General features: G+C 71.0%; 12 protein-coding genes. All 12 read right to left on the bottom strand.

Annotation, left to right across the window (positions count from 1 at the left end):
* Position 1: 1 nt before the first annotated feature.
* The 12 genes from IF73_RS0106100 to IF73_RS0106155 all read right to left on the bottom strand — a co-directional run bounded on the left by IF73_RS0106100 (position 2) and on the right by IF73_RS0106155 (position 15,133).
* A complete protein-coding gene (locus tag IF73_RS0106100; RefSeq protein ID WP_031004266.1) occupies positions 2 to 628 on the bottom strand; it encodes a TetR/AcrR family transcriptional regulator in 627 nt (208 codons plus the stop codon).
* Between the two features lie 51 nt (positions 629 to 679).
* A complete protein-coding gene (locus IF73_RS0106105) occupies positions 680 to 2,869 on the bottom strand; it encodes an ATP-binding SpoIIE family protein phosphatase (RefSeq protein WP_031004268.1) in 2,190 nt (729 codons plus the stop codon).
* A 48-nt stretch (positions 2,870 to 2,917) separates the two neighbouring features.
* Positions 2,918 to 3,784 carry a phytanoyl-CoA dioxygenase family protein gene (locus IF73_RS0106110; RefSeq protein ID WP_031004271.1) on the bottom strand — a complete coding sequence of 289 codons (867 nt, stop codon included), beginning with the start codon at positions 3,782 to 3,784 and terminating at the stop codon, positions 2,918 to 2,920.
* A gap of 252 nt (positions 3,785 to 4,036) precedes the next feature.
* Complete coding sequence (locus IF73_RS0106115; RefSeq protein ID WP_234338167.1) at positions 4,037 to 5,689, bottom strand: sodium:solute symporter family transporter; 1,653 nt, start codon at positions 5,687 to 5,689, stop codon at positions 4,037 to 4,039.
* A complete protein-coding gene (locus IF73_RS0106120) occupies positions 5,686 to 5,961 on the bottom strand; it encodes a hypothetical protein (RefSeq protein ID WP_158821928.1) in 276 nt (91 codons plus the stop codon). The genes IF73_RS0106115 and IF73_RS0106120 overlap by 4 nt, the downstream gene beginning before the upstream one ends.
* Positions 5,962 to 6,234: 273 nt before the next feature.
* Positions 6,235 to 7,335 (bottom strand): phosphotransferase family protein, encoded by a 1,101-nt coding sequence (locus IF73_RS0106125; protein ID WP_031004277.1) that lies wholly within the window; start codon positions 7,333 to 7,335, stop codon positions 6,235 to 6,237.
* Positions 7,335 to 8,573 (bottom strand): acyl-CoA dehydrogenase family protein, encoded by a 1,239-nt coding sequence (locus tag IF73_RS0106130; protein WP_031004279.1) that lies wholly within the window; start codon positions 8,571 to 8,573, stop codon positions 7,335 to 7,337. Before IF73_RS0106130 ends, IF73_RS0106125 begins: the two co-directional genes overlap by 1 nt.
* 29 nt (positions 8,574 to 8,602) lie before the next feature.
* Complete coding sequence (locus IF73_RS0106135) at positions 8,603 to 9,370, bottom strand: SDR family oxidoreductase (protein ID WP_031004281.1); 768 nt, start codon at positions 9,368 to 9,370, stop codon at positions 8,603 to 8,605.
* 3 nt (positions 9,371 to 9,373) lie between these two features.
* Positions 9,374 to 11,044, bottom strand: coding sequence for a class I adenylate-forming enzyme family protein (locus tag IF73_RS0106140; RefSeq protein WP_037878361.1), 1,671 nt, complete (start codon positions 11,042 to 11,044; stop codon positions 9,374 to 9,376).
* 42 nt (positions 11,045 to 11,086) lie between these two features.
* Entirely contained in the window at positions 11,087 to 12,643 is a 1,557-nt protein-coding gene (locus IF73_RS0106145) for a long-chain-fatty-acid--CoA ligase (RefSeq protein WP_031004285.1), read from the bottom strand.
* Positions 12,644 to 12,743: 100 nt separating this feature from the next.
* On the bottom strand, positions 12,744 to 14,000 hold the full coding sequence (locus IF73_RS0106150; protein ID WP_031004287.1) for an aspartate aminotransferase family protein: 1,257 nt from the start codon (positions 13,998 to 14,000) through the stop codon (positions 12,744 to 12,746).
* 17 nt (positions 14,001 to 14,017) lie between these two features.
* Positions 14,018 to 15,133: a Zn-dependent alcohol dehydrogenase gene (locus IF73_RS0106155; RefSeq protein ID WP_031004289.1), complete on the bottom strand. Its 1,116-nt coding sequence runs from the start codon at positions 15,131 to 15,133 to the stop codon at positions 14,018 to 14,020.
* Between the last annotated feature and the right edge of the window lie 13 nt (positions 15,134 to 15,146).

Consider the following 15,146-nt stretch of genomic DNA (forward strand, 5'->3'; position numbering starts at 1 on the left):
GTCAGGCCATCGGTACGTCCGGAAGGTCGAGGTCCCCCTTGGCCAGCGCCACGGTCGCGCCCACGAGTGCCCTGAGCCCCGTCCGCTCGGTGGCCTCGTCCGGCAGGCACTGGAGGACCTGCATGGTGAGTCCGTCGAAGCCGGAGAGGAAGAACCGGGCCACCGTCTCCGGAGACTCGGCCAGTTCCTGCCCCGTCCTCTCGGCCGTCTCCGCGATCACCTGCGCGGTCACCTCTATGACCCGCCGGTAGTGGCTCTGCCGGGCCTCGTTGAGGCCGGGCACGCGCAGGGCGAACATGGTCAGTTCGCTGAGCAGCTGGTGGTGCGACGACGGCTCGCGCACGGTGCCCCACAGGGCACCCGCCAGGGCGCTGAAGGTCTCCTCGAAGCCAGCGTCCTCCGGCGCCGCCCGCCGCACCTGCGTCACCAGCTCGTCGGTGATCTGGTCCATGACGGCTCGGTACAGGTCCTCCTTCGTACCGAAGGTGTAGTGGACGGTGGCCTGCGCGACACCGAGCTCCGCGGCGATGGCGCGGGTACTCCCCGCGGCGACGCCCTCCCGGGTCATGAGGTCGATGGCCGCCTTGATCAGCTGAGGGCGGCGCTCCGCCGCGGAAACATGAGCCATACGCCCACTATATCGACTTAGTCGATCGATCAAGTCGGCCCGGATCAGGCGTCACGTCGCTTCGGCGGTCGACGCGCTGTCCGCGGGAAGGGCCTGCTCGGCCCAGATGACCTTGCCCTCGCGACCGTGTCGTGTCCCCCAGCGCTCCGCGCACTGGGCCACGAGGAGCAGGCCGCGGCCGCCTTCGTCGTAGATGCGGGCGCGGCGCAGATGCGGGGCGGTGCTGCTGGCGTCGGAGACCTCGCAGGTGAGCGTCGACTGGAGGATCAGTCGCAGCTGGATGGGGCTCTTGCCGTAGCGGATCGCGTTCGTGACCAGTTCGCTGACGACCAGCTCCGTGGTGAAGGAGAGTTCCTCCAACCCCCAGGCCGTCAGGACGTCGGAGGCGAAACGGCGGGCCCCGGACACGGCCGCCGGATCGGACGGGAGGTCCCTCGTGGCCACGTGGTCCGGGTCGAGGGCACGGGTCCGGGCGACGAGCAGGGCGACGTCGTCGGCGGGGCGGCCGGGCAGCAGTGCGGCCAGGAGCCGGTCGCAGATCTCCTCCAGCGAGTCCGGCGCCGAGGTGAGGACGTCGTGCAGAGTGGCGAGTCCTTGGTCCACGTCACGCGTGTGGCCGGCGATCAGCCCGTCGGTGTGCAGGACCAGCAGGCTGTCCTCCGGCAGCTCGAACTCCGCGGTTTCGAAGGGGAGTCCACCCAGGCCGAGAGGCGGTCCGATCGGTACCTCCGGCAGGGCCTCGCCGACCTTCGAGGGGGTGACGACGGTCGGCGGGACATGGCCGGCACTGGCCAGCGAGCACCTGCGCGACACGGGGTCGTAGACCGCGTACAGGCAGGTGGCGCTGGTCTCGCCCTCGTCCGGCGACTCCTCACGCTGCATGCGGATGACCACGTCGTCCAGATGGGTGAGGAGTTCGTCGGGCATGAGGTCGATGTCGGCGAAGGCGCGGACGGCCGTGCGGAGTCGGCCCATGGTGGCGGCGGCGTGCAGGCCGTGACCGACCACGTCGCCGACGACCAGCGCGACGCGGGCCCCGGACAGGGGAATGACGTCGTACCAGTCGCCGCCCACACCGGCGCGGGACCCGGCGGGCAGGTAGCGCGAGGCGGTTTCGACGGCCGGGTGTCTCACCGTGTTCCGCGGCAGCAGGGTCCGCTGGAGGGCGAGCGCGGTGGAACGCTCATGGGTGTACCGGCGGGCGTTGTCGATGGACACCGCCGCCCGGGAGACGATCTCCTGCGCCAGCAGGAGGTCGTCGTCGTCGAAGGGGGCCGAGGTGCGATGGCGTACGAACTGCACCAGGCCGAGGATCTCCCCGCGGGCGTGCAGAGGCACGAGGAGTACGGAGTGAAGCCCGAGGTCGCGCAGGACTCGGCCGTGGGACTCCGACGGCGCCACCCACGGGGGCATCTCGGTCCCCGCGATGTGGTGCAGGGCGGACCGCCCGGTGGTCAGTGCGCGAACCGGTTCGGAGCCGTCGGGGTAGGTGTGGGTCCCACCGACGCGGAGCGGGGACTCCGGACAGTCGTCGAGGACGGAGCGCTGGGCCACGCGGCGCTGCGTCAGGGCCTCCGGCGGACCGGTGCCGGTCTCGTCGAGTGCGGAGTCGAAGAGGTCGACGGTGACGAGGTCGGCGAAGTCCTCGGTGCAGACCTCCGTCAGCTCCTCCGCGGTGCGGAAGATGTCGAGCGTGGTCCCGATCCGCTTGCTCGCCCGGTCGGTGAGGGCGAGCCGACGCTGCAGCAGACGGTCGCGTTCCTCCTGGTAGGCGGCGACGACCTGTTCCGAGGAACGGTCCACGTAGTCGAAACCGATCGCGACCAGTCTCACCGTGGCGAGGTTGATCAGGTGCCAGTCGCCGGTGAGGCGGGGAGCTTCGGCCTGGAGCTGTTCGAGCAGGCTGAGATGGCCGAGGCGGTAGGCACGGAGGAGCCGGCTCACCGGGATCCCCCGCCGGGCGTAGCGGCGGGCGATGTCCAAGGCGGCCGGAGGAGCTTCCGGCACGCTCGCGCCGGGGCGGTCCTCCAGGAGATCCAGGAGGACGGTGACGTGCTGGGCCGTCTCCTCCAGGGTCAGGACCTCGATGTCCGCGTTCTCCCACAGCTCGGGGAACTCGCCGTTCAGGCGCTGGAGCAGCAGGCCGGCCAGCTTCTTCACCTGCGGTCTGAGGTGGCGGGCCAGCTGACCAAGGAACGCACCGGCGTCGGTTCCCATAGTGCGAATGTAAGGGAAGGCCATGACGTGCGCTCCTCGGACAGTTGCGGCAGCCTCCGGTCGGCTCGGTTCTCAGAGGCCGAGGTGGTCGCCCAGGTCGGCGTAGTCGACCTGCCACAGGCCGGGAGAGCCCGTGGGGTACTGGGAGCGGAAGCCGAGCATGCGCTGGACGCGCGGCGAGAGCGTCTTGGCGAGCTCCCTGTCGACCAGGAAGGGGTACGCCTCCTCACCGGTGAGGAAGCCCGCGTTGAACGCGAAGGCGAGGCCGCGCCGGTACTCGTCGCCGGTCCGGTTCGCTCCGCCGCCGTGCGCGGTCTTGCCGCTGAAGAGAAGGACGTCCCCGGCGTCCATGACGGCGGGGATCGTCTGCTCGGGGGTCCCGCGGTCCTCGAAGTCGCTCCAGTGGTTGCTTCCGGGGATGACGCGGGTGGCGCCGTTCTCCTCCGTGAAGTCGGTCAGGGCGACCAGGAAGTTGATGGTGACTTCCGGACCGCTGGGCCCCATGCCGATGAACGGGAACCAGTTCTCCAGGTCACGGTGGAGCATCTGCGCCTTGTTGCCGGGGCCGATCTCGATCACCTGGGCGGTGGTCATCCAGTACGTGCCCGACTCCCGGAGGAAGACCAGGTCGCTGATCTCGTGGACCAGGGGGTGGTCGATGACCTCGCTGCGGAACGTGGCGCTGTGCGTCACCAGGTTCGTGAGGCGCTTGGTGTTGCTGCCGTGGAACGCGGCCACGATCTCGTCCTCGTGGAGGGACCCCGGGGCGAGCGCCCGCAGCGGCTGCTCGATCTCGGCGTTGAAACGGACGATCTGCTCCTGCCTCAGGAAGCCCTTGATGATGACGCCGCCGTCACGCGTCACGATCTCGAGGATCTCCTCCGCCGGCGTGTCGTTCGCCACGGACGTCAGCGCCCGGGTCTTCTTCTGTGTCGTCATGCGTGTCCTCTTCCTCGATCCGAAGCGCGGTTGGTCGGCTGTGCGATCAGCTGCGGACGTTCCGTCGTCCGGGGACTCCCGCGCGGCGTCCTCGCGACGATCGGGCGGGTCCGGCGGTCAGGCGTTTCCGCGTCGTTCCTGTGGTGGTCGTCTCACTGTCGCCAGCCGGTACCGCAGGCGAGAACGACAGCGGGCACCTGCTTCGCCCGGGCCCGGTGCACGATGCACAGTCCGGTCGCGGGCACGGCGGAGCTATCCGCTCACGGCGTCCTTGCCGGAGTCGACGCGAGCGGCGGGGGCGTTACGGGCGGAAGCGGGTCCCGACGCCGTGTGCCGGGGGTGTGTGGTCCGCTCCCGGGGACGCGCGCTGCCGAGCCATCCGAGGAGGAAGGCCGCCGGTACGGAGATCAGGCCGGGGGTGTGGAGCGGGAACAGGTTGAAGTCCTGCTCCGGCAGCAGCGCGTATCTCGTCCCGGACACAGCGGGGGAGGCGAGGGTCAGAAGGGTGCACAGGGACAGCCCTCCGTAGACGAGCCACAGCAGCCCGTGGCGGTTGAAGCCGGTCCAGAGGAAGGAATAGACGACCGCGGGGAACACGCACGTGGCCGCGAGGCTCAGCGAGAACGCGAGGAGGAACTCGACGGGGTAGCGGTGTACGGCGGTGGTGAGGAGAAGACTCACGACGCAGAGCACGACGACGGAGAGCCGCAGGACCGCCGGCTCTCCGATCCCGATCCGGGCACTGCCCTTCCGCCCGAGCAGGTCGCGGGTCACGGAGACGGCGGCGGCGAAGGTCACGCTCGCCACGGCCGTGAGCACGGCGAGGAAGGCGACACAGGCCACGAGGGTGATGAGCACGACCCGGCCGGTGGAGTGGTGGGGAAGCACCTCCGACGCCAGGAGGATCGGGGCTCCCTGCCCCCGCACGTCGACCGCTCCGATCCGTCCGCTGCCCACCACCGCGGCCGCGGCGAAGCCGGTCGTGATCAGCAGCAGGTAGAAGAGGCCGGTCAGCCCGACGGCGACGCTCAGTGAGCGCCGGGCGGAGGGCACGTCCCGGCTGGCGCTGACGCGCAGGAGCAGGTGGGGCATCATCGCGGTTCCGAGGATGACGACGATGTGGTCACTGAGCGTGCCGAGCGGTCCGCCCCCGGCGGAGTGCTCCCACAGCCCGGGGCTGAGGTATCCGCCCGGTGACACGCTCTGGTCCATGGCGGCCGACAGCAGGGATCCGGGACTCCAGTCGAAGAAGCGGAGCGCCAGCAGGGTCACCGCGGCGAGCGTCACCAGGGCCACGGGCACTTTGGCGACCTGCACGAAACTGGTGCCGCGCAGATCGGCCACTCCTGCGAAGCACGTGACCAGGAATCCCATCAGCACCGTGCACACCACCTGGGCCGGCTCGCTCGGCATGCCGATCAGAAGGGCGGTGGTGATGCCGCCGGCCCGCAGTTGCACCATGAGCAGGGGCACGGCGATGCACAGGGTCACCACGGCGCCGGCGATCCGTACGCCCGGCCCCTCGGCGCGCAGGGAGAACAGCTCGCCCAGGGTGTAGCGGCGGGTCGCGCGAATCCTGGAGGCGAGGAGCAGGAAGACGCCGAGTGCGAGGGCGCTGTCGACGGCGGTCGAGACTCCGTCGTAGCCGAAGAGGGCGATGGCTCCCGGCAGCGAGACCAGGATGATGACCGTGATCTGTTCTCCCGCCATCGCGACGCCGTTGAAGACGGGCGGAAGGGACCGGCCGGCGACGTAGAGGCGTTCCGGGTCGTCGTCCTGCGTGGCGAGCGTGAAGACCCACAGCAGGCAGAGGCCGACGAAGACGAGGAAGGCGCTGATGACCGCGCCCCGCGCGGCGGTGCCGATGAGATCGGGCGAGCCGACGCTCAGGAGGTGCGTCGTCACCACGCGCCCCCGGCCGAACGGGAGTCGGCCGTCGTCGCCGAGGCCGGTTCGAAGGAGGACGCGGCCCGGTTCTCGTACCACCAGGTCCCGCCGACGAGGACGACCAGCTGGGTGAATGCCCACGTGATGGCGAGGGTGAGGCGGCCGTACACGGAGATCTCCCCGAGGGACGTGGAGCAGGAGAGCACGACACCGACGGCCAGCGGCAGCGCGTTGACGGTGACCAGCACCCGGGTGTCACGAGGGGAATGCTGGGAGGAATCGGAGGGCACGGGACCTCTCTCGGGAAGAACGAGGAAGACGGACTCGGCGCGAGGGGGCGCGGAACGGCCGCAGCCGTGGAGGACGGGTGAGGGAGCCGGGCAGCCGTGCTCCGTACCGGTCGGAAGCCATGCCGGTGACCGCCGGGATACGACGGTGGCGCGGCGTCCGCGGAGGAGGGCGCACCAGTGCCACGGCGAACGACGGCCTCGACGTGACGTCAGAGCGAGACGGCCCGGCCGCGGTGAGGCAGGTGAAGCGCCTCGCACCGCGGGCGTCGGGCGTCAGCGGTGGCTGGTCGCGGTCAGGCCGGCGTGGTGCCCGGCCCGCTCCAGGAGCCGGGGGACTCCTGTTTCGAGCGACGGTCCGAAGACCGTGTCGTGAGGACGCTCGCCCCGCTGCCAGCGGGTGTGGATGGCCTCGCAGAAGATCGCCGCCTTCCAGAGGGCGAGGGCCTGGTACCAGGGGAGCGGGGTGAGATCGAGGTCGGTGCGGCGCCGGTAGCGGTCTGCCAGTTGGCGCTGGGTGAGGTAGCCGGGTGAACGGGTCACCTTGGTGAGTTCGAGCGGGGTGGCAGGGCTGCCGGCCTCGGACCAGGTGGCGGTGAGGTACCCCAGGTCCGCGAGCGGGTCGCCGAGCGTGGCCATCTCCCAGTCGAGGATCGCGAGGACCTCGGCCGGCGCCTGGGGCGCGAACATGAGGTTGCCCATGCGGTAGTCGCCGTGCACCACCGACGCCGACTGGCTCGTCGGCAGGTTCTGGGCGAGCCAGTCCGCGATGCGCTCCACCGCGGGCAGGCTGCGGGTGGTGTTGACCTCCCAGAGACCGCGGAACCGCTCGACCTGTCGACGCAGATACCCCTCGGGGCGGCCCAGGGAGGCGAGTTCCCCATCGGTGACATCGATGCCGTGCAGGGCGACGAGGGTGTCGACGACCGCCTCGCTGGTCAGCCGGCGCTGTTCGGCGGGGGAGAGGTGGGGCGGGATCGTGTCGGTGACGATCGTGCCGTCGAGCCGGGACATCAGGTAGAACGGCACGCCCAGGACGTCCTCGTCCTCGCAGACGGCGAGGATCTCCGGCACCGGCACCCCGTGCCCGTGGAGGATCTTCTGGATGCGCGCCTCGCGCACCATGTCGTGCGTCGACTTCGGCAGCGGCGGGCGCGGGCCGCGGCGCAGGACGACGGACTCGCCGCCGCGTTCGATCAGGTAGGTGACGTTGGAGTGGCCGTCGCCGATGCGCTGCCACGCGAGCGGTCCGCTGCCGATGCCGTGGGCGTCGAGGAAGCCGGTGACCGCGTCGAGGACGAGGAGGGGAGGGCTGTCGAGATGACGGGCCCGCTCGCGGCTCGCGACGACCTCCACGCCGTCGGGGACGGTGTGCATCACGCGCCCCCGTCCCGGCCGACGACGGCGTCGCCCAGGTATCGCTCACCGGCCTGGACGGCGGTCCGCCGGCCGGCCGAGGCACGGCGTGCGATGGCCCACCGGTGGGTCTCGTTCGAGCCGTCGTAGATGCGGAACGGACGGACCTCGTTCAGATACTGGGCCAGCGGCAGTCCGTCGGAGACGCCGTCGCCGCCGCAGATCTGGACGGCACGGTCGATCACCCGGTGGATCGCCTCCGAGCAGTGGACCTTCGCGACCGAGGACATCGCCGAGCCCGCCTTCGGATCGCTGTGCAGCAGCGCCGCGGTCTTGGTGATGATCGCGTCGGAGGTCTCGATGTCGATGACGGACTCGGCGATCAGGTGCTGGGCCAGGCCGAGCGAGTCGATCGGACCGCCGAACAGCTCCCTCTTCGCGGCCCGGTCGAGGGCGATGTCGTGCGCCCGGCGTGCCAGTCCCAGCCAGCGCATGCAGTGCGTGAGCCGCGCGGGGCCGAGCCGTACCTGCGCGTAGCGGAAGCCGAGCCCGACCTCGCCGAGGACCGCGTCGTCGGGGACGAAGCAGTTCTCCAGGTACAGGTGCGGGTGGCCGCCGTCGATCGCGCGGTCGACGGTGTGGATCGGCTCGCCGACCCGGATGCCGGGGTCGGTCAGGTCGACGAGGAACATGGTGGCCCCCTCGGGGAAGCCGTCGCCGGCCGGGGTGCGCGCCATGACGATGCAGAACGCGGCACCCACGGCACCGCTGGTGAACCGCTTGTGGCCGTCGATGATCCAGCCGCCGTCGGTGCGTACGGCGGTGGTCCGCAGCGCCGCCGGGTCGGACCCGGCTCCGGGGTGGGGCTCGGTCATGCCGAAGCACGAGCGGACGTCGCCGGCCGCCAGAGGCGCGAGGTAGCGCTTCTTCTGCTCCTCGGTGGCGATGAGGTTCAGCATGTGCATGTTGCCCTCGTCGGGGGCCATGCAGTTGAGCACGCTGGGACCGATCGGCGAGTACCCGGCCTCCTGCAGGACCGGCGACCAGTGTTCGATGGGCAGGCCCTGCCCGCCGTACTCCTTCGGTACGAGCGGCGCGAAGACGCCGGCCTCCTTCGCCGCGGTCTGCAGCCGGTCGCGGGTGGCCCGGTCGAGACGTCCGCCCGGTACGGGCTCCGCGTCGACGACGACCTCACGGATGAACCGGCGGGTGCGCTCGCGCAGCTCCGCGAACTCCGGCGGAAGGTCAGGGGTGGTCATGGCAGTCCTTTGTGGGAGGGTCGAGGTCGTTACGCGGTGCCGCCGGCGACCGTGAGGCCGCCGTCGACGGTGAGGACGTGGCCGGTGACCCAGGAGGCGTCCTCCGAGGCCAGGTACGCCACGGCGGAGGCGATGTCGGAGGGCACGCCCAGGCGCCGCAGGGGGTAGTCGGCGGCCACCTCGGCTTCCCTGCCCTCGTACAGGGCTTCGGCGAACCGCGTCTTGACGACGGCGGGGGCCACGGCGTTGACGCGGACCTCCGGGCCGAGCTCGACGGCCAGGGTCCTGGTCAGGTGGGAGACGGCGGCCTTGCTGACTCCGTAGAGGCCGATGCCGGGTGACGGGGTGTCGCCGGTGACGGAGGAGAGGTTCACGACGGTGCCGCCGCGCTCGGTGAAACCGAGCTTCGGATGGGCCACGGCGTCCTGCACCCAGGCGAGGGGGGCCAGGACGTTGACCTCCAGCACCTTGCGGGCGACGTCGAGGTCCAGGCCGACGACGGGGCCGTAGGCCGGGTTGATGCCCGCGTTGTTCACGAGGACGTCGAGCCCGCCGAACTCGCGCGCGACGGTGTCGAAGACCTCGCGGCGGTGCTCGGGATCGTCCGCCCTGCCGGCGACGGTGACGACACTGCCCGGGGGAAGGGTGGCGGCGGCCTCTTCGAGGGGGCCGGCCTTGCGCGCGGTCAGGCACACGCGCGCTCCTTCGGCGACGAGGCGTTCGGCGACGGCGAGGCCGATGCCCCGGCTCGCTCCGGTGATGACGGCGGTGCGTCCGGAGAAACGATTCTGACTCATGGATCAGTCCTTCGAAGGGGATACCGCTCCGGCGTCGCGGAGCTCGGCGCGGCGGATCTTGCCGCTCTGCGTCTTGGGCAGGTCGGAGAGGAAACGGATCGCCCGCGGGCACTTGTAGGCCGCCAGCCGCTCACGCGTGAACGCGATCAGCTCGTCCGCCGTGGCGTTCAGACCCGCCTTGAGCGAGACGTAGGCGACGACGGTCTCGCCGCGGTAGGCGTCCGGCTGCCCGACGACCGCGGCCTCCAGGACCGACGGATGCTCGTACAGGGCGTCCTCGACCTCGCGCGGCCAGACCTTGTACCCGGACACGTTGATCTGGTCCTTGAGCCGGTCCACCAGGTAGACCCAGCCCTGCTCGTCGATGACGGCGACGTCGCCGGTACGCAGCCGGCCCTGCGGCATCGTCCGGCGGGTGGCCTCGGGCTTGTCCCAGTACCCGGGCACCACCTGCGGTCCGCTCAGCTCCAGCTCACCCTGCTGACCGGGGGGCACCGGATCGCCGTGCAGGTCGACGACGCGGGCGGTGAGACGCGGCAGCGGCTTGCCGATCGACAGGGTCCCGCTCGGCAGATGCACCGGTGCCCGCTCACCCGGCGGCACGGCGATGACGGCGGACGTCGTCTCGGTCATCCCGTAGCCGTTGTGGAGGTAGACGCCGAACCGCTCCCGGAACCGCTCGACGGTCGCCGGCGGGATCGGCGCGCCCCCGGAGTACAGGGCCTTCACCGACGCGAAGTGCTCCGGCCCGGCCTGCGGCAGCTGGAAGATCGCGTTGTACGCGGTGATGGAGCCGATCGTGTAGGTCACCCCGTACTCGGCGAAGGCCTCCAGGGCGACCTCGGGGTGGAACCGGCCCGCCAGGACGAGCGTGGTGTCGGTGAGCAGGGAGATCGTCGCGTTGACCACCGCCCCGGTGATGTGGAACAGCGGGGCCATGGCGAAGACGACGTCCCCGTCGCCCACGCCCATCCACGACGCGCAGGTCGTCACCACGCTCAGGACGTTGCCGTGGGTGTTCATGGCGCCCTTCGGCGGCCCCGTCGTTCCTGACGTGTAGGTCAGGAACGCGACATCGTCACGCGTCAGTTCCACGGGCGAGGGGCCGCGGCCCTCGAACTCGCGGATCAGGGCCCCCAGATCGCCGTCCGGCGCGGGTGCCAGGCGTTCCGTCGTCGCGAAGACCCGCGGATCGTTCCGCGACTGGTAGTCCAGGGCCGACGTGCTGATCAGCCACCGCACCGAGCTCCCCGCGAGCGTGCCGAGCGTCTCGTGGACGTCCTCGTCCGCGCAGACGACGCCGACCGCCCCGGAGTCCTCGATGATCCGGCGGAGTTCCCGGCCCCGGTACATCGGGTTGAGTCCCAGCGCCGTGGCCCCCAGCTTCCACAGCGCCAGCAGCACCAGCGCGTACTGCGGAACGTTCTGCAGGTACACCCCGACGCGGTCGCCCCGGCCGGTCCCGCGGGCCTCGAACGCGGCGGCCAGGGCGTCCGACGCCGCGTCCACCTCCCGGGCCGACAGGGCACCGTCGAAGAAGCGGAGCGCGGTGCCCTCCGGGTTCCTCGCCACACGTGCCTTCCAGGCGGCCACGAGCGAGCCGGGTGCCGTGTCCGGCCCCGTACCGGCCCCGCCGGGGAACGCGTCCCACCGGCGGCCCTCATCCACTGTCATCTGCCGTCCTTCCCACCCGTGTCCGTGCGCTCGGCGCGCCGGTCACGTGAGTTCGCGCTTGAGGATCTTTCCGGTGGACGTCATCGGCAGCGTCCGCACGACTTCGACGATGCGCGGGTACTTGTAGGCGGCCATCTGCTCCTTGCCCCAGGCGACCAGCTCGTCGGGGCGGGCCTCGGCGCCACGCTCGAGGATCACGAACGCCTTGATCTCCTCGCCGTGACTGTCGTGCGGCACGCCGACGACCGCGGCCAGGCTGATCGCCGGGTGCGTCATCAGGACCTCCTCGATCTCGCGCGGGTACACGTTGAAGCCACCGCGGATGATCAGGTCCTTCGCCCGGTCGACGATGTAGTAGAAGCCGTCCTTGTCCCTGCGGGCCAGGTCGCCGGTGCGGAACCAGCCGTCCCGGACGGCTTCGGCGGTGGCCTCGGGGCGGCCGTGGTAGCCCTTCATCACGTTGTGGCCCCTGACCGCGATCTCGCCGACGGCGCTGCCCGTGCCGTCGTCCTCGACCTCCGACCAGTCCGCGTCGACGAGCTTGACCTCGACGCCCCAGATCGGCACGCCGATCGACCCGGGGCGGGGCTCCCGCGCCGGATCGCTGAAGGTCACCACCGGCGAGGTCTCGGAGAGGCCGTAGCCCTCCAGGACCTGGACGCCCAGTCGCTCCCTGACCTGCTTGACGAGTTCCGCGGGGAGCGCGGCGCCGCCGGAGACGCCGACGCGCAGGTTCCGCGCGATCCTCTCGACGTCGACGTCCTCGGTGAGCGTCTGCAACAGGCCCCACCACATGGTGGGGACACCCGCGAAGACGGTGATGTCCTCCCGCTGCATCAGGGACACCGCCTGCCGGGCGTCGAACCGCGGCAGCAGCACCAGCGTGCTCGCCGTGGAGAAGCCGGCGTTCAACTGCACGGTCGCGCCGAAGGAGTGGAACAGCGGCAGCACGACCAGATGGGTGTCCAGCGCCGGCCGGTTCTCCAACAGCTGGTTGACCGCCAGGGCGTTGAGCGTCAGGTTGGCGTGGCTGAGTTCGGCGCCCTTCGCCTGCCCCGTCGTACCGCTCGTGTAGAGCAGCACGGCCGGGTCGTCCCCCGACGTCCCGATGCTGTCGAACGTCGCCGCGGTGCCCCGCAGCGCGGCGCCCAGGGTCTCGACGCCCTCGATCCGGCTCTCCGCCGCGGGATCGGCGGTGATGAGGAAGAAGTGCTCGCAGGCCGGGGTCTCGCTGAACCCGGCGTGCCCCTCCGCCCCCATCGGCAGGCCCTCGCCGCCCTCGAAGCAGAAGTACGCCTTCGCCTCCGAGTCGGAGAGGTGGTAGGCGACCTCCCGGCCCTTGAGCAGGACGTTGAGCGGGACGACGACGGCGCCGGCCTTGAGGATCCCGTAGTAGACGATCGGGAACCAGGGCACGTTCGGACAACTGAGCGCGACCTTGTCGCCGGGCCATATGCCGCGGTCGACCAGGAGGTTGGCGACCTGGTTGGCGGCGGCGTCGATCTGGGCGTAGGTGAGACGCGTCGTGCCGAGGACGACGGCGTCCCGGTCCGGGTGCGTGCGGGCGGAGTCCTCGAGCAGGACCGAGAGGTTCAGCATGGTGCCATTTCCGAAAGGTGGACCGGGCCAGGCCGCGGAGGAACAGAACACGCGGCCTGGCTCGGGGCGGGTGGGGGTGACGCGTGGCTCGATGCGGGTGTCACAACCTCCGCAGGAGCCGGTCGAGGGCCTCGGCCGTCGCCTCGACGTCGGCGGTGGTGTGCGCCGTGCTGAGGAAGACCTTGCCGGACGGCATGAAGAGGAAGCCCTGCCGCAGCATCCCTTCGAGGATCACCGCCCAGAGCCCGCTCGTTCCGTGCAGCCCCGTGGCGCCCCCGGCGGGGACGTACTGGAGGAGCGAGCCGACCCGGTTGAGGCTGCCGAAGTCGGGCGACGAACCGAGAACGGCGCCGACGAGGGCTTCGAACTCGGAGGAGATCCCTTCGAGTTGCGCGTGGACCTCGGGGTCGGCCAGGACGCGCATCGTCGCCGCGACGGCCGCCAGTGCGACCGGGTTGGCGTTGAAGGTTCCGGCGTGCACGACCCCGGACGTCACCTGGTCGATCAGATCGGACCGGCCGACGACGGCGCTCTGGGTGAAGCCGCCGGCCATCGCCTTCCCGAAGACGGACAGGTCGGGAAGGACTCCGTACTTCTCGGCCGCCCCGCCCCGGGCGATCCGGAACCCGGCGATCACCTCGTCGAAGACGAGGACGACACCGTGCCGGTCGCAGAGGGTCCGCAGCGTCGACAGGAACTGCGGCGAAGGCGCTTCGACGCCCGCGTTGCTCATCACCGGGTCGACGAGCACGGCCGCGATGTCGCGCTCGACGGCCTCGCCCAGCAGGCGCTCGGCCAGCTGTACGTCGTTGAAGCGCGCCACGACCAGGTCGTCGAGGACGCTGGCCGACTGTCCCGCCCCACCGGGGGTGGCGGGGCGATCGCAGTCGTCCTCGGACATCCCGGCGTACACGGTGTCGTGCCAGCCGTGGTAGCTCTTCGCGAACTTGAGGACGCGGCGCCGTCCGGTGGCGGCGCGCGCGAGGCGCAGCGCCACCTGCACCGCCTCGGTCCCCGTGTTGCTCCACAGCAGCCGCTCGCCGTGCGGCACGGCCTCGAGGACCGCTTCCGCCGCGAGGTACTCCAGCGGATGCCCGGTGCCGACGACCTGCATCCTCGTCGCGACCTCGGACACCGCCGACAGGACGCGCGGGTCACCGTGACCGAGGACGAGCGGCCCCCAGGCCATCACGTAGTCGACGTACCGGTCGCCGTCCAGGTCCCAGACGTGTGCGCCCCGCGCCTCGCGCACGAAGAGCGGATGGGGTGGCATCGCGGCGCGCAGGCCCGACCCCACACCCCCGCCGACGCTGCGGCGGGCTCGCTCGAAGGCCGAGCGGGATGATTCCAGGGCCATGAGATCGCCCCTGCCTTTCAGTACGTGATCACCGAGCGGATGCCGATGCCGCGCTTCATCTGGTCGAACGCCTCGTTGACGTCCTGCAGACCGATCACGCTCGTCACCAGGGAGTCGAGATCGATGCGGTCGTTCATGTAGTGGTCGATCAGCAGCGGGAAGTCGGAAGCGGGCTTGCTGGAGCCGTAGTTCGAGCCGATGAGCGAGAGCTCCTGATCGGACATGACGAAGGGGTCGATGGAGACCTTCAGGCCGTCCGCCACCTGCCCGGCGACCACCGCCGTGCCGCCCCGGGCCAGGACCTCGTAGGCCGCCTCGATGGTGCGGGGCAGCCCGATGGCCTCGATGGCGATCTCCACACCGCGTCCGTCGGTGAGCTGCCGCACCCGGTCCGCGAAGTCCTCGCGGCCGTTGTTGATCAGGTCGGTCGCACCGAAGATGCGCGCCTGCTCCAGCTTCTCGTCGGAGATGTCCGCGGCGATGATCCTCCGCGCGCCGGCGAGCCGGGCCCCCTGGATCGCGTTCAGGCCGACGCCGCCGCAGCCGAGGACCAGCACGGTGTCGCTCGGCCGCACGCCGGCGGTGTTGACGGCCGCGCCGACACCGGTCGTGACGGCGCACCCGACCAGAGCCGCCTGCGGGAACGGGGCGTCGTCCCGGACGGCGATCGCACCCGACTCGGGCACCAGGGCGTACTCGCCGAACGTTCCGAGGCCCGCGAAGCTGAGGACGTCGTCCCCGCCGGCGGACGTGATCCGGGACCGGCCGTCGAACGACAGGTGGTTCGCCGAGTGCTCGCTCACCATGTCGCAGAGGACGGGCCTGCCGCTGATGCAGTAGCGGCAGCGGCGACACGAGGGCGTCCAGGACAGCACGACGTGGTCGCCCTTCTTCAGCGTCGTGACGCCCTCGCCGACGCTCTCGACGATCCCGGCTCCCTCATGGCCGAGGATCATCGGCGTAGGAACCTGCCATTCGCCCAGGAGGACGTGGAGGTCGCTGTGGCACACCCCGCTCGCCTGAAGCCGCACGAGCACCTCGCCGGGCGGAGGCGTCGAGGGGAGCGTCACCCGCTCGATGGTCAGCGGTTCGTTCGGCGTCCTGAAGACGGCGGCGTCGAACTCGATCGTCATGAAAGTCTTCCTT

Source organism: Streptomyces sp. NRRL F-5727, assembly GCF_000719555.1.
Taxonomy (GTDB): Bacteria; Actinomycetota; Actinomycetes; order Streptomycetales; family Streptomycetaceae; genus Streptomyces.

What these genes read in the sequence shown, in the direction of transcription:
- IF73_RS0106110 (WP_031004271.1), bottom strand. Translation starts at nt 3,784, where the DNA reads ATGACGACACAGAAGAAGACCCGGGCGCTGACGTCCGTGGCGAACGAC.
- IF73_RS0106145 (WP_031004285.1), bottom strand. Translation starts at nt 12,643, where the DNA reads ATGCTGAACCTCTCGGTCCTGCTCGAGGACTCCGCCCGCACGCACCCG.
- IF73_RS0106100 (WP_031004266.1), bottom strand. Translation starts at nt 628, where the DNA reads ATGGCTCATGTTTCCGCGGCGGAGCGCCGCCCTCAGCTGATCAAGGCG.
- IF73_RS0106130 (WP_031004279.1), bottom strand. Translation starts at nt 8,573, where the DNA reads ATGACCACCCCTGACCTTCCGCCGGAGTTCGCGGAGCTGCGCGAGCGC.
- IF73_RS0106140 (WP_037878361.1), bottom strand. Translation starts at nt 11,044, where the DNA reads ATGACAGTGGATGAGGGCCGCCGGTGGGACGCGTTCCCCGGCGGGGCC.
- IF73_RS0106125 (WP_031004277.1), bottom strand. Translation starts at nt 7,335, where the DNA reads ATGCACACCGTCCCCGACGGCGTGGAGGTCGTCGCGAGCCGCGAGCGG.
- IF73_RS0106155 (WP_031004289.1), bottom strand. Translation starts at nt 15,133, where the DNA reads ATGACGATCGAGTTCGACGCCGCCGTCTTCAGGACGCCGAACGAACCG.
- IF73_RS0106105 (WP_031004268.1), bottom strand. Translation starts at nt 2,869, where the DNA reads ATGGCCTTCCCTTACATTCGCACTATGGGAACCGACGCCGGTGCGTTC.
- IF73_RS0106135 (WP_031004281.1), bottom strand. Translation starts at nt 9,370, where the DNA reads ATGAGTCAGAATCGTTTCTCCGGACGCACCGCCGTCATCACCGGAGCG.
- IF73_RS0106150 (WP_031004287.1), bottom strand. Translation starts at nt 14,000, where the DNA reads ATGGCCCTGGAATCATCCCGCTCGGCCTTCGAGCGAGCCCGCCGCAGC.